Annotated in this window: 12 protein-coding genes; 6 read left to right on the top strand and 6 right to left on the bottom strand. The window is 56.4% G+C overall.

Translation table 11 applies throughout. The features are described from left to right. Window positions 1–180: 180 nt before the first annotated feature. Window positions 181–1,134, top strand: coding sequence for an Rpn family recombination-promoting nuclease/putative transposase (locus tag QZ177_RS05760; protein WP_294175938.1), 954 nt, complete (start codon window positions 181–183; stop codon window positions 1,132–1,134). Window positions 1,135–1,186: 52 nt separating this feature from the next. Here the strand turns inward: QZ177_RS05760 and QZ177_RS05755 are convergent, their stop codons facing one another. After that, window positions 1,187–3,115: an aconitate hydratase gene (locus tag QZ177_RS05755; RefSeq protein WP_294175937.1), complete on the bottom strand. Its 1,929-nt coding sequence runs from the start codon at window positions 3,113–3,115 to the stop codon at window positions 1,187–1,189. 295 nt (window positions 3,116–3,410) lie between these two features. On the opposite strand from QZ177_RS05755, the gene QZ177_RS05750 reads away from it, so the two are divergent. Both QZ177_RS05750 and QZ177_RS05745 read left to right on the top strand, forming a co-directional pair. After that, window positions 3,411–4,751: a citrate synthase gene (locus QZ177_RS05750; RefSeq protein ID WP_294175936.1), complete on the top strand. Its 1,341-nt coding sequence runs from the start codon at window positions 3,411–3,413 to the stop codon at window positions 4,749–4,751. Further along, window positions 4,752–5,753, top strand: coding sequence for an isocitrate/isopropylmalate family dehydrogenase (locus QZ177_RS05745; RefSeq protein ID WP_294175935.1), 1,002 nt, complete (start codon window positions 4,752–4,754; stop codon window positions 5,751–5,753). A gap of 118 nt (window positions 5,754–5,871) precedes the next feature. Here the strand turns inward: QZ177_RS05745 and QZ177_RS05740 are convergent, their stop codons facing one another. The 4 genes from QZ177_RS05740 to QZ177_RS05725 form a co-directional block, all read right to left on the bottom strand. After that, window positions 5,872–6,297, bottom strand: coding sequence for a Fur family transcriptional regulator (locus QZ177_RS05740; RefSeq protein WP_009645384.1), 426 nt, complete (start codon window positions 6,295–6,297; stop codon window positions 5,872–5,874). Window positions 6,298–6,570: 273 nt separating this feature from the next. Further along, window positions 6,571–6,987, bottom strand: a complete 417-nt coding sequence (locus QZ177_RS05735; protein WP_294175934.1) for a hypothetical protein — start codon at window positions 6,985–6,987, stop codon at window positions 6,571–6,573. A 113-nt stretch (window positions 6,988–7,100) separates the two neighbouring features. Next, on the bottom strand, window positions 7,101–7,859 hold the full coding sequence (locus QZ177_RS05730; protein WP_294175933.1) for a sulfite exporter TauE/SafE family protein: 759 nt from the start codon (window positions 7,857–7,859) through the stop codon (window positions 7,101–7,103). Beyond that, window positions 7,856–9,685, bottom strand: coding sequence for a phosphoethanolamine transferase (locus QZ177_RS05725; protein WP_294175932.1), 1,830 nt, complete (start codon window positions 9,683–9,685; stop codon window positions 7,856–7,858). The genes QZ177_RS05730 and QZ177_RS05725 overlap by 4 nt, the downstream gene beginning before the upstream one ends. A gap of 384 nt (window positions 9,686–10,069) precedes the next feature. Between QZ177_RS05725 and QZ177_RS05720 the strand changes: the two genes are divergently transcribed. Together QZ177_RS05720 and QZ177_RS05715 are read left to right on the top strand one after the other, a co-directional pair. Further along, on the top strand, window positions 10,070–10,339 hold the full coding sequence (locus QZ177_RS05720) for a type II toxin-antitoxin system RelB/DinJ family antitoxin (protein WP_009645354.1): 270 nt from the start codon (window positions 10,070–10,072) through the stop codon (window positions 10,337–10,339). Window position 10,340: 1 nt separating this feature from the next. Beyond that, window positions 10,341–10,619, top strand: coding sequence for a type II toxin-antitoxin system YafQ family toxin (locus tag QZ177_RS05715; protein ID WP_009645333.1), 279 nt, complete (start codon window positions 10,341–10,343; stop codon window positions 10,617–10,619). A 43-nt stretch (window positions 10,620–10,662) separates the two neighbouring features. Here QZ177_RS05715 and QZ177_RS05710 read toward each other — a convergent pair whose 3' ends face one another. Then, entirely contained in the window at window positions 10,663–11,964 is a 1,302-nt protein-coding gene (locus QZ177_RS05710; RefSeq protein ID WP_294175931.1) for a metallophosphoesterase family protein, read from the bottom strand. Window positions 11,965–12,464: 500 nt separating this feature from the next. Between QZ177_RS05710 and QZ177_RS05705 the strand changes: the two genes are divergently transcribed. Further along, complete coding sequence (locus tag QZ177_RS05705) at window positions 12,465–13,658, top strand: ATP-binding protein (protein WP_294175930.1); 1,194 nt, start codon at window positions 12,465–12,467, stop codon at window positions 13,656–13,658. The last annotated feature ends 1 nt before the right edge of the window (window position 13,659 follow it).

The following is a 13,659-nucleotide window of genomic DNA, read 5'->3' as shown; positions in this document are numbered from 1 at the left end:
TTTCCAGTATATCACAAAATGCCGAGACTGACTAGAACTGCTGCTCGCCATTCGTTTTTCAGCTGCGCCGGATAAAGCAAACCATATTCTGTGCTAAATAATTCCCTGCCTTGCCCCGAAAAGATATGCTATAATATGAAAAAGAGCAACTGGCTCCCCACCTGAACGAAGGGAGGAAAAATGTCAAAGAAAGCACAGATTTTCCAAGCATTCGAGCAACAGCGCTTCGATCCGATGAACGATGTTGCTTTCAAATTTATCTTCGGCAAAGAGGAACGCAAGCAGATCACCATTGATTTTCTGAATGCCGTGCTGCAAGAATCGTTGGAGCATGAGATCCGTGAGATTACGTTTCGGCAAACGGAGATGCCGCCTGACGCCGATGGCGGAAAACTGTCGCGTCTGGACATTGCCTGCGAGCTTGATACGGGCGAACTGGTCGATGTAGAAGTACAGGTCATTAATTATAACGATATGCAGCGCCGCACGTTGTTCTACTGGGCGCGCTTGTACCTTCTTTCTCTTTCGCGAGGTGAAGGTTATCGCGTCCTGCGCCCTGCTATTACGATCAACCTCCTTGCATTTGAGCTTTTGCCGCAGCCGGAACCCGTAGCGATGTACAGTATTTACAATCCCAAAACAGGCGACCGGCTGAACAAGGACATGGAACTGCATTTTATAGAAATTCCAAAGTATATAAAAGCTCCGCAAAAAAAGATCGGCGAATTATCAAAAATGGAACGTTGGCTTGCGTACTTTGCAAACAAACTCACAGATCTGGAAAGGGAGGAATTGGCCATGAGCGAACCTGCAATCAAAGAAGCGATGGAAGCCGAGAAGCTTTTCCTGTGCAATCCGGACGAGTATCTTCGTTACGTCAATCGGCAAATGGCGATCATGGACTATCGTTCCAGTCTGCAGGCTGCCGCTGAGGAAGGCGAAGCACGAGGTGAAGCACGAGGTGAAGCACGAGGCGAAGCGCGGGGGGAAGCGCGGGGGGAAGCGCGGGGCGAAAGCCGTGTCACGCGTCTCATGTCCCTGCTCCTTGAAGCAGGGAAAATCGAAGAAGCGCGCGAAGCGTCCAACAACGAAGCGGTAAGAAAACGCCTTTTTGAAAAATACCGCATTGAATAATGCTAAACGCAAAAACGTCCAAGAGTTCATACCTCTTGGACGTTTTTCTGCGTTACTGCTTGTTCTTGATATAGTTGAGCTTGCCGCCCGCCTTCAGCATCTCGATGTCGAGTGCCGAGAGCGCGTGGTGCGTGCTGAAGCTCCGCTTCTTCGTGCGGTTCTCCACGCGGACGGGCGCATCCGGCGCGAGCGCGGAGAAGTCGAGGAAGAGCACGTCACCCTCGGCGATCGACTCGTAGTCCGCCGCCTCGTCGAAGAGCAGCGGCACGATGCCGAAGTTCACGAGGTTCGCCGCGTGGATGCGTGCAAAACTCTTGGCCAGAACCGCCTTGATGCCCAGATACATCGGCGCAAGCGCCGCGTGCTCACGGCTCGAACCCTGTCCGTAGTTCTCGCCCGCGACGATGACGCCGCCGCCCGCCTTCTGGCAATGCGCCTTGAATCCCTCCTGCACGTCGCGAAAGACGAACTCGGAGATCTTCTCGATGTTCGAGCGGTACGGCAGAACCTTCGCGCCCGCCGGCATGATGTGGTCGGTCGTGATGTTGTCGCCGACCTTAATGACGACTTCCTTCTCGACGCTTGCTGCGAGCGGCGTGTTCTCGGGCAGCGGGCGGATGTTCGGCCCCTGCACGACCTCGACGCTATCGGGATGCTCGCGCTCGGGCGCATAGACCATCGAGTCATCGACGAGGAAGGCTTGCGGCTCAGCGGGCAGCTCGAAGTCGGCCTCGCGCGGGTCGGTGATGACGCCTGAGACGGCACTTGCCGCTGCCGTCTCAGGCGAGACGAGACAGACGTTCGCCGAAAGAGTGCCGCTCCTGCCCTTGAAATTGCGGTTGAACGTGCGCAGCGACCACGCATTCGTCACGGGCGACTGCCCCATGCCGATGCAGGGGCCGCATGTGCATTCTAGGAGGCGCGCACCCGCCGCGAGGATCTTGGCGAGACCGCCCGCTTCCGCAACCATGGAGAGCACCTGACGCGAGCCGGGCGACAAGACGAGCGAGACGTTCGGCGCGACGCGCTTGCCGTCCAAGATGGACGCCACCGTCATGATGTCGCGGTACGACGAATTCGTGCAGCTGCCGATGGCGACCTGGTCGATCGGCTGCCCCGCGACCTCGCGCACCGTCTTGACGACGTCGGGCATGTGCGGCAAAGCGATCAATGGTTCGAGCGCCGCAAGGTCGATGTCATAGCGCTCATCGTAGACCGCACCCGCATCGGCAGCGAGTGCGCGGAACACATCTTCGCGCCCTTCACGGCGCAAAAAGTCGCGCGTCACCTCGTCGCTCGGAAAGACCGACGTCGTCGCGCCAAGCTCCGCGCCCATGTTCGTGATCGTCGCGCGCTCGGGCACGGAAAGCGTCTTGACGCCGTCGCCCGTATACTCGATGACCTTGCCGACGCCGCCCTTGACCGTGAGCATGGAAAGCACCTTCAAGATGACGTCCTTGGCACTCACGCCCTTTTGAAGAGCGCCCGTCAGACGCACCTCGACGACGCGCGGCATGTTCAGCATGAACGGCTCGCCCGCCATCGCGCACGCGACATCGAGGCCGCCCGCGCCGATCGCAAGCATGCCGATGCCGCCGCCCGTCGGCGTGTGCGAATCGCTGCCGAGGAGCGTCGCGCCCGGCCTTCCGAATCGCTCAAGGTGCACCTGATGACAGATGCCGTTGCCGGGGCGCGAGAAGAATACGCCGTGCTTCTTCGCGACCGTCTGCAGATACTTGTGATCGTCGGCGTTCTCGAAGCCGCTCTGCAAGGTGTTGTGATCGACATAGCTGACGGAAAGCTCCGTCTTGACCTGATCGACGCCCATCGCCTCAAGCTGCAGGTACGCCATCGTGCCCGTCGCATCCTGCGTCAGCGTCTGGTCGATGCGTATGCCGATCGGCGCTCCCTTTTTCATCTCGCCCGTCACGAGATGTTCGTGCAGGATCTTTTCCGTCAATGTCAACGCTTTTGCCGTCATAAAGACACTCCCTTTGCCGCCGCCCCGCCGCAGGATGCGCAGCCATTGCGCAGACCTCGGCAAAGCCGCCTTTGCTTTTCCTTTCATTGGAAACGACGAATGCGCCCGCCCTTTCCTTTCGTTAAGTTATCACAAAGCGGCGCAAGCGTCAACACTTCTATGCAAATTTTATTATAGGAGCAATAACCCATTTTATATATTTGAACTGCGTGCTATAATGCATTTGTGCTTTTCGGAAAGACCATTTCCGTGAGCATGGTCATTCCAAGCTGTTCATCTGAAAGGGGACATTGCCATGGACAAGGCAATCCATCTCGCGCAATTTTACGGCAAGTCGCAGAACTACACGACAATCGCCAAAGATCTCTTCAAAAAATACAACGTCAAGCGCGGCCTCAGAAACGAGGACAAGACGGGCGTCTTAATCGGCCTGACGCGCGTCGCCGACGTCGTCGGCTACAAGGTCGACGACGTCGGCCACAAGGTCGACGCCGACGGCGAGCTGTTCTATCGCGGCATCAACATCATGGATCTCGTCAATTCCGCCGCCCGCTCTTCCTATCTCTACGAAGAAGCGTGCTTCCTGCTGCTCTTCGGCTACCTGCCGTCGGAAGACGACCTTCGGCGCTACTGTCAGAGCCTCAAGGAAGGCTACGAACTGCCCGAAGGCTTCCTCGAAACACACCTGCTGCACCATCCGGGCAAGAACCTCATGAACCAGCTCCAGCAGTCGATCCTCGCGCTCTACAACTACGACCCCGACCCGGACGCGACCGACGTCTATCGGACGCTCATCAAGGGCGTCAATCTCATGGCGAAGCTGCCGTCCATCGCGTGCTACACCTACAACGCCAAGACGCACTACTTCGGCCGCGAGAGCCTCGTGCTGCACTACCCGCAGCAGGGCTTCTCGACCGCCGAAAACATCCTTTCCATGCTGCGCCTCGACGGCAAGTTCACGCCGGACGAAGCGCGTCTCTTGGACATCCTGCTCCTTTTGCACGCCGACCACGGCGGCGGCACGAACTCGACCTTTACGAACGTCGTCGTCTCCTCGACCGACACCGACCTCTACTCGGCAATCGCCAGCTCCATCGGCTCGCTGAAAGGCCCGCGCCACGGCGGCGCCAACGTGCGCGTCGCCAACATGATGGACAAGGTCATCGAGGCTGTCGGACTCGATGCCGACGACGCCGCCATCGAGCGCGTCATCGAGCGTCTGCTGAACAAGGAGCTCGACAACCCCTCGGGACTCGTCTACGGCATCGGCCATGCCGTCTACACGCTGTCCGACCCGCGTGCCGAAGTCATCCGCGATCATATCGGCAGGCTCGCGGCGAAGAAGGGCGTCGAAAGAAAATTCGACTTCTTCGTGCGCTTTGAGCGCGTCGCCAAACGCTATCTGAGCGAGAAGAAAGGCGTGAGCATGTCGAGCAACATCGACTTCTACAGCGGCCTCGCCTACGAGATCCTCGGCATCCCGCGCGACCTCTTCACGCCGCTCTTCGTGCTCTCGCGCACAGCGGGCTGGATCGCGCACAACGTCGAGCACAAGCTCTACGACAACCGCATCGTGCGCCCCGCCGCCAAGTACGTCGGCACGATGGTAGACTATGTGCCGAGGGAGGAACGCTGAATGACGAAGAACACCATCACCGTATTCAAAGGCGACGGCATCGGCCCTGAAATCACGGACGCCGTCCTCGAAATCCTGGAAAAGGCGGGCGCAAACCTCGCATACGAAATCTTTAACGTCGGCGAAGCCGAGTACGAGCGAAACGGCGCACTGATTCCGACAGCCGGACTCGCCTCCTTTGAAAAGACGCACGTCCTTTTGAAATCCCCCATCACGACCCCCGTCGGCAAGGGCTTCCGTTCACTCAACGTCACGCTTCGCACGAAGTACGACCTCTATGCGAACATCCGCCCTGCAAAGTCGAACAAAGCCGTCAGGACGCCCTTCCCGCATGTCGACCTCATCACCTTCCGCGAGAACACGGAAGACCTCTATGTCGGCGTCGAGGAAGAAATCGACGAAAACACCATGCACGCAACGAAGATCATCACGCGCGAGAAGAGCGAGCGAATCTGCCGCGCCGCCTTCCGCTACGCCGAAGCGCATGGGCGAAAGAAGGTCACGTGCGTCCACAAGGCAAACATCATGAAACTCTCCGACGGACTCTTCCGCTCCGTCTTCTACGAAGTCGCCAAGGAATTTCCTGCCATCGAAGCCGACGACAAGATGGTCGACGCCGTCTGCATGATGCTCGTCATGCACCCCGAAAACTTCGACATCCTGGTCATGCCGAACCTCTACGGCGACATCGTATCCGATCTCACGAGCGGACTCATCGGCGGCCTCGGCCTCCTGCCGTCGAGCAACATCGGCGATCGTTTGGCGATGTTCGAAGCCGTGCACGGCAGTGCGCCCGACATCGCGGGCAAAGGCATCGCGAACCCCACGGCATTCCTGTGGTCCGCCTGCATGATGCTCGAACACCTCGACGACAACGAGACAGCCGCCCGCATCCACCGCGCCGTCGACGCAACGCTCAAGGAAGCGAAGAGCCTGACCCCCGACCTCGGCGGCACGGCGACGACGCACGAATACACGAAAGCGATCGTTGAAAAGCTTTGAAGAGAAAAAGAGAAGCCGTTCCATGCGTCAAAGCCGGCGCATGAAACGCCCCCTCGTACAGAAAAACCGCAGCCATCCCGAAAGGGTGACTGCGGTTTTCTTTTTGGCTGCCCTATGCTCAATGCGCTGCCTTGCGGCAGGCGGGACACATGCCGTAGAAATACAGCTGCTTGCCCGAAACGGCGTAGCCCGTCTCGTTCTCCACCTGCTCGACGAGATCGCCCGTATCCGCCTTGTAGACATCGTCCACACGACCGCAGCTCACGCAGCAGATATGCGGATGGCTCGTCGTGTTTGCGTCGTAGCGGAAGCTCTCCTCGCCGACGTTCAAGACCTGCACCAGACCGACCTTGCTCAGGATGTCGAGCGTCTTGTAGACCGTCGCCAAGCTCATCGTCGGATACGTCGGCTGCAATTCGCCGTAGATCATATCCGCCGTCGGGTGCGCCTTCGTATGACAGAGCACGTCGTAAACAGCAAGCCTCTGCGGCGTCACCTTGAACCCCTTCTCGCGCAGCAGCGTCGTCACTTCCTGCATCACCATGATGTTCTCCTCCTTGCACACAGGCACATCCGAGTGCGAACGCAAGAGCCGCCCGCGGAAAAGCCTCGTTCCTCAAAGACTGCTTTCTTAGATTCTTTTTTCTAACAATGAATCGTCGTTAAAAAGCAATCTCACTAAGTTTATTTTAGCGCAAGAAAGTGCTTTTGTCAATAATTTCATGCTTCTTGCAAATAAAAAGACTGTGCACAAGCCAACTTATGCACAGTCTCCGTCTCTCTTCCTGTCATATGAACACTCGAATCCCACAGGAAATCAATTCATCGTTTCCTTGCCGCCTGTCACCTGCAGCACCTTGAGCACCTCACGGCGTGGCGCGAGGTCTACCGCCATCGCCGCCATTTCCAAGGCTTCCAGACGCGCGTTGATGTAGGCCGTACTGCGGCGCACCTCCTGCGTCACGCGGCACGCTTCCTGCGTCTCCTTTTCGAGTTCCGAAATTTGCCCGCTCGCCGCCTCGTAACGCGCATTGAACGCCTCGAAGCGTGCGTTCAGCTCGGCGAAGCGGCGGTCGAGCGTCGCGAAATGTGCATCGAACTCCGCCAGCTTCTCGTCGATCTCTGCCAGCTTTGCCTCGCCGCTCGCCAGGCGCTCGCTCACACGACGGACATTTTCATCCAAATTTTCTATATCGTGACGCGTCCATTCGCGCAAATTTGTGCTATCTTTCATTTCTTTCCCTCCGATGTTATTATACCACGACTTTTCTCCCTAGTCCAGAATGTTTGGGGATGAAATAATAAAAAGCCGCTATTTTCCCTACGCGATGGAAAAACAGCGGTATTTCAACGGAAGAACAGCATGACGAAACCGCCGATCGTCGGCATTCCAACGATAGCGGCTTTCAATAAGGGGCGCGGCGCGAGGTGTGTGCATTTTGCTCCGACGAAAGCCCCAATCATCAGCCCAAAGAGTGTCTGCACGAAGATGTCGAGATCGAGCCGCCCGTTCATCATGTAGCCGAGCCCGCCTGCCGCCGAAATCGGCAAAATGACCATCATGCACGTGCCGATCGACTGCAGGAGCGGCACGCCGAAGACGCAGAGCAGCGTGAGCTGGATGAAGGCCGCCGCCCCGATGCCGAACGCACCCGACAGAAAGCCGTTGACGAAGCCGAGCGAAAGCCCGTAGACAATGAGTCTCTTCCCTGCAAGAAGCTCGCCGCGCACATGGAAGATGCGGTCGAGGAACTCGGCGCGATAGACCTTCATGTAGAGCGTAAATGCCGACAGGAGCAGCATCAGCGCCGTCAGAAAGCCAAGCTCCTCGGACGGCATCACGTTCGACACCTCCGCACCCAAGAGTGCACCGATGACGCCGCCCGCGCCGAGCACCGCACCCGTCTTGACAACGACCTCGCCCTCGCGGAAGTGGCTGATGGCGCCCGAGAGCATCGTGAAGAGCATCGATGCGAGCGCGACGCCGAGCGCCGTATGGATCGGCACGCCGAAGCCGACGGTCAGGAGCGTGATGACGACGCCCGCGCCGCCCGCGCCGACGAAGCCGATGAGCGCCCCCAAGATCAGCATCGAGAAGAAAATCATTTTCCTTCCTCCACATCCTCCGTCAGCGCGTGTTGGCCGAGCATCGTCGTCAGATTGTCGCGCGTAAAGCGATAGGCGCTCGAAGAAAAGTCCTGCGTCGCATCGTAATGGTTCGACTGCGCGTGCAAGATGCCGGCGACCGTGTCGTAAATCATGTCGTTCGTGAAGTACTGGCTCTCGTGTCCCCTCAAGGCCTCCGCGACCGCAGGCTCCGCCGCCTGGCAGGCGGGCGACATGTATACGAACATCGGGATGCGCACCATGTGGAAGTTGAACACGTCGGGATTGTGCGAAATCACCAAGTCCTCGCCGTGATCGGAGAAGTAGACCATCGCCTGCAGGTTCAGATTGTCCCGCGCGTACTCGAAGATGCGCCGCAAATTGTCGTCCGTGTAGAGGATGCTGTTCGCATACGACTCAGCATTCGTTCCTGCGCCGCCCGCCGCATTGATCCAGCGCTCGAACGAGGCGGGATAGCGGTTGTTGTAGTAGATGTGGCTACCCATGATGTGCAGCACGATGAAGTTGTTCTTCGAGCCGTCGATCTCGGTCAGATACTGCAGAAGATTCTCGTCGTACTTCTCCGTGAAGAGGTACGAGTCATCGACCCACTCCGCGCGATCCGCCGTCTTCGCGACGAGCGTGATGGCGCTGTCGTACTGCCCGTAGCGCCCCTGGTTGCTGAACCAGTACGTATCGTAGCCCGCCTTCTTCGCCACATCGATGAGCGATGTCGAGTTGTAGAATTCCTTGTCGTTGTACTGGCTCTGCTCCGTCAGTGCACGCTGCAGCACGGGCACCGTCTGTGACCAGCACGAATAGGCGTGGCGGAAGACGACGAAATCGGGATCTTCCATGCGTGCGGCGAGCCACGGCGTATCATCGTAAGGGAACGTCGGCGTGTACGCCTTCATGAACGTGCGCGACGCCGATTCGCCGATGACGACGATCACCGTGCCCGGCGCCTTGGCGGCAAGCGTGTCCTCGGGCGTATCGAGCTTGAGTCCGGCGAAACGCTCGTCATAGTAGGCGCTGTACTCCTGCGTCTCGGCGACGTAGTCGGAGACCTCCTTCCAGCTCAACGCGATCGACGTCTCCGGCAAGACGAAGAACGGGATGTAGACGCCGAGAACGCAGCCGAGCAGGAAGAGAGCCGCCCGCTTGCCCGCCGTCAGCGGATGCGCCGCCAGATGACGCGCTTGGCGCATGTTGCCACGATAGCAGAGCCACAGGAAGACGAGAAAGGCGATGACGATACCAATCAGAGCGGGGATGCCGAGCATCGCCTCAAGGAAATCGACGCTCTCGTCGGGATTCGTCAGATAGAGCGCCATGAGCGACGCAGGCGTAAGACAATGCTGGTAAATCGAGAAGTAGACGATCTGCACGAAGGGAATCGCAAGGCACGCGAAGTCGAGCGCGGCGAAGAGCGCGGCGACAGGGCGCGAGAGCTTTCCGTATGAAAACGCCAGCGACTGCCAAGATGCGAGCAGTAGGAAGATTCCCGTGCCGCACAGAAAGTCGAGCCGTATGAGCGAGACGTACCACGGCGTAGCGTACGACCACGAGTAAAGAAGCGGGAACGTCACGCACCACAAGATGCCCGCGAAAAGATGCGGCGCGTGATTCAGCGAAAAGAGCCGCTTTCGTGCGCCGTACTGGAAGAGCACGAGCGCGCCGATCACGGGCAGAAGCCACGGCAGATAATTGGCCGGCGTCATGTCCTCGCCGATATTGATATAGAAAGAAACGAGCGCAAAATAAAAAACGAAAGCCGCTACGACATACCGCATGCCCTCGTTCTTCTCCTCTATGGAAAACCGCATGGAAAACCGCATCCTTTGTCTATGTTGTAATTTGGGGAAAGAGCCGCCGCACCGCATTGTCAAAGGTCGAAACGGACTCCCCCATGTTCTTCTAAGTATAGGGAAAGCCTCCGCTTTCGTCAAGAGGATTTTCCATAAGGACGTTTTTTGCTATAATGATAAAAAAGTCTTTTCTATCCACATAGATTTCCGTCAGGAGACGCGTATGATTGACATAAAGAACCTTCGCAAGCATTACGATAAAACCCCAAGAGGTCAAGCCCCAAGGGGCGCAGACCGATTGGCTAGGTTTCTGTAAGGGCGACGCACAATGTCCACAAAGTGGACGTTTGTGCGTGTAGTTTACGATGATAGATGATAAATGAAAGAAAGGATGTTACTATCATGACGACTCTTCAAATCAACGTAGACGATGCCGTCAAGGAAGATGCCGATCGGCTGTTCTTCAGCCTCGGCCTTGACACGTCCACGGCCATACAGATCTTCCTCAAAGCCGCCATCGCACATGAGGGAATCCCCTTCCCCATCGCACGCCTGCACACCGGACTCCCTGCGGATCTGAAAGAAGCCATCGAGGACAGCCGCCAACGCCGCAACTTGCATGGTCCCTTCGATTCAGCCGATGAAGCCGTAGCATCCATGCTGGAGGATTAGCATGTACGAGATCGTCTATACGAATCGCATGAAAAGAGATGTCCGCCGCGTGAAAAAGCGAGGCAAAGACATCTCCAAGCTTATCAAGACATTGCAATTGTTGCAAAAAGGCTCGAACATGCCGGAGCAGTATCGAGATCATGCACTTGGCGGAAATCTGAAGGACTTCCGCGAATGTCATATCGAACCGGATTGGCTGCTGATATACCAAATTCATGAGGACATGCTCATTCTTTCAGCAACCGCCACAGGAACACATGCTGATTTATTCGGCGAATAAACCGCTTTCCTAGCCGCTTTTTCAGGCAACATGCTCTCGGCAATTATTTCACCACTTCCACGCGGTCGATCCTCGTGCCGTCGGGCAGGAAGCACTCGACGGCGAGCTGCGCATCCTTCGCTTCCAAGACGAGATAATTGTCCGTCTCGGGCTGCGGCGCGACTGCCTCATCGAGTGCATGGTCGATCCAGAGATTCGGGTAGCGCACATCGCCCGCGACGCCCGTCAGAATGTAGACGGGTCCTTTCGCCGAGCGGCGGAATGCCTCGATATGACCGCGATTGCGATAGGTGTGCAGATGCGCCGTAAGGACGAGATCGACGCCGAGCTTATCGAAAACGGGCATGAACGCTTCGCCTATGTCGGAAAATCCCTCCGTGCGTTCGGGGCGCTGATGAATGCGGTACTGCAGCACATCCTTGTGCAGGAGCGCGACTTTCCACTGCTTGCGGCTCTTTTCCATATCCTCGGGCAGCCACGAGAGCTGCTCCTCCAAAAGCCCCTGCTTGAAATCCGCCGTCTCGTCCATCTGCGTATTGAGCACAGCGAAATGGCACGGCCCATAGTCGAACGAATAATAATAGCGCGAAAACGCCTCGCTGCCGTTGTCCGGCACGGCGAACTCCTGCAAATATGCTTTTGGCAAACGTACTTGCCAATTCCTGTCGTATGTCTCATGATTTCCCATGACGGGCGCAAAGGGAATCTGCTCGATCATGAGCACGACCGCCGAAAGCCACGCATCCCACTGCGTATGATCCTCGCCGTTATCGACGAGATCGCCCATGTTGACAAAAAAGCCTGCATCGGGGTTGCGCTGCCATGCTCCTTGCGCGACGTCTCGCCAGACCGAATAATCGCTCGACTGCGAATCGGGGAAGATCAGCGCCTTGAAGCCATCGCGCTCCGCCGGCGTCTTCAAAGACCGCCAATCGCTCGCCTCCTCGCCGTTCACCAGCCGATACTCGTAGCGCCGCCCCGGCGTCAGCCCCTCAATGCCCGCCGCATGCAGCACCGCCGCGCGCCCGTCGTCCGTGAAATTCTCGTTCGTCGCCACCGCGCGCTGCACCTCCTGCGCATCCACCTCGCGCCACTCGACCGCCGCCGCGCTCTTTACTGCCTCCGACTGCCACATGATCGTGCGCGAAACGGAAGGATCGCGCGTGATGATCTGACGGATGAACTCCGCCTCGATTCTTTGCGGATTCGCAATCTTATCGAGCCGCTTCGCCGCCCGTCCGAGGACGTCGAATCTCTGCGCCAGAAAGCCACCACCCACGATGACCGCCGCACCGCCCACAAGCTTGAGGAAGGTGCGGCGGTTGAATGGATGTTCCGTTGCCATATCCCGCTCCTTAAAACGTCGATGCACTTTCTCTAAAGCATCACCAATAAATTCATTTCCTCATCTTCCTGCATTCGCACTGTCATTATCGGAAAATCGCAACAACGCATCCATCTGCACATTTTATTTGCCCAGACTTCCCACCTACACGCCTTCAGAGCAAGAATTTCCCCTTCCAGTACCGCACAGCAGCTTCACCACTCGATCCACATCGGTCATGGGATTCTGACTCGAACTTCGCAGACCAATAATCTACCGTAATCCTTGAAATGTCAATCCCTTTGGAAAACAAAATCGCATGAGTGACATCCACTTGGTATAATTCTACTATGAAGCCCCAAGAAGTCAAGCCACAGGCGCAGACCGATTGGCTAGGCTTCTGTAAGGGCGGCGCACAATATACAAAAACAGATAGTTTTCGTATTACAATCCCAAAACTATCTGTTCTTGAAACTTTATGGTATAATAATGCAAAGAGCAGGAGCGGAGGCGAAAATATCGTGATCGAGCGTCAAGAATATATGAAGCGATTGATTGCTTTCAAGGACAAACAAGTCATCAAGGTTGTGACAGGAATCCGGCGATGCGGCAAGTCTACTCTTTTGGAAATGTATCAAGATTGGCTGCGCAAGCAAGGCGTGCAGGAAGAGCAGATCATCGCCATCAACTTCGAGGATATGGACTATGAGGATCTCACGGATCGCAAGGCGCTGTATCAATATCTGAAAAGCCGGCTTGCTTCGGGCAAGATGACGTATATCTTCTTGGACGAAGTGCATCATGTCCATGACTTCCCCAAGGTCGTCGACAGTCTGTATATCAAAAAAAATATCGATTTGTATATTACAGGATCGAACGCCTACATGCTGTCGAGCGAGATCGCTACCCTGCTTGCCGGGCGGTATGTCCAGATCGAAATGCTTCCCCTTTCTTTCAAAGAATATTGGGTGGGCGCAGGAAAACCAGCAGAGAGAGGGATTCTCTATACGGAGTATCTGCAAAGCAGCTCGTTTCCCTACGCACTGGCGCTGAAAGACGATCCAAATGCAGTTCGCGACTATTTGGAAGGAATATATAACACCATCGTCGTCAAGGATATTGTAAACCGCAAAAGAATCACGGATGTCATGATGCTGAAGAGCGTCCTGCGCTTCGTGTTCTCAAGCATAGGCAGTCCGCTTTCCGCGAAAAAGATTGCAGATACGATGACTTCAGATGGCAGGAAGATTGATTCCAAGACGGTCGAAAAATATTTGACGTCATTCATAGAAAGCTATGTCATTTATCAGGCGAAACGATACGATGTAAAGGGCAGGCAATATCTGAGGACTTTGGAAAAGTATTATGTAGCAGACATCGGCTTGCGGTATCTTCTCCTGGGCACGCGCGATGTGGATGCCGACCATATCTTGGAAAATATCGTGTATCTGGAACTCCTGCGCCGTGGATATGACGTCTACATCGGCAAGGTGAATTCTTTTGAAGTAGATTTCGTGGCACAGGACAGAGCGGGAGTGGTATATTATCAGGTTGCTCTTACGGTTCGCGACGAGTCCACACTGGAGCGAGAGCTGCGCCCGCTCCGCCTGATTCGCGATCATTATCCGAAGATCCTTCTGACCATGGATGAAGATCCGGAAGCGCAATATGACGGGATACGGCGCATCAATGCCCGTGACTGGCTTCTGACGTGAT

This window comes from uncultured Selenomonas sp. (assembly GCA_905372355.1).
Taxonomy (GTDB): domain Bacteria; phylum Bacillota; class Negativicutes; order Selenomonadales; family Selenomonadaceae; genus Selenomonas.
This window is presented reverse-complemented; position numbering and strand designations above follow the sequence as displayed.

What these genes read in the sequence shown, in the direction of transcription:
- QZ177_RS05760 (WP_294175938.1), top strand. Translation starts at nt 181, where the DNA reads ATGTCAAAGAAAGCACAGATTTTCCAAGCATTCGAGCAACAGCGCTTC.
- QZ177_RS05755 (WP_294175937.1), bottom strand. Translation starts at nt 3,115, where the DNA reads ATGACGGCAAAAGCGTTGACATTGACGGAAAAGATCCTGCACGAACAT.
- QZ177_RS05750 (WP_294175936.1), top strand. Translation starts at nt 3,411, where the DNA reads ATGGACAAGGCAATCCATCTCGCGCAATTTTACGGCAAGTCGCAGAAC.
- QZ177_RS05745 (WP_294175935.1), top strand. Translation starts at nt 4,752, where the DNA reads ATGACGAAGAACACCATCACCGTATTCAAAGGCGACGGCATCGGCCCT.
- QZ177_RS05740 (WP_009645384.1), bottom strand. Translation starts at nt 6,297, where the DNA reads ATGGTGATGCAGGAAGTGACGACGCTGCTGCGCGAGAAGGGGTTCAAG.
- QZ177_RS05735 (WP_294175934.1), bottom strand. Translation starts at nt 6,987, where the DNA reads ATGAAAGATAGCACAAATTTGCGCGAATGGACGCGTCACGATATAGAA.
- QZ177_RS05730 (WP_294175933.1), bottom strand. Translation starts at nt 7,859, where the DNA reads ATGATTTTCTTCTCGATGCTGATCTTGGGGGCGCTCATCGGCTTCGTC.
- QZ177_RS05725 (WP_294175932.1), bottom strand. Translation starts at nt 9,685, where the DNA reads ATGCGGTTTTCCATAGAGGAGAAGAACGAGGGCATGCGGTATGTCGTA.
- QZ177_RS05720 (WP_009645354.1), top strand. Translation starts at nt 10,070, where the DNA reads ATGACGACTCTTCAAATCAACGTAGACGATGCCGTCAAGGAAGATGCC.
- QZ177_RS05715 (WP_009645333.1), top strand. Translation starts at nt 10,341, where the DNA reads ATGTACGAGATCGTCTATACGAATCGCATGAAAAGAGATGTCCGCCGC.
- QZ177_RS05710 (WP_294175931.1), bottom strand. Translation starts at nt 11,964, where the DNA reads ATGGCAACGGAACATCCATTCAACCGCCGCACCTTCCTCAAGCTTGTG.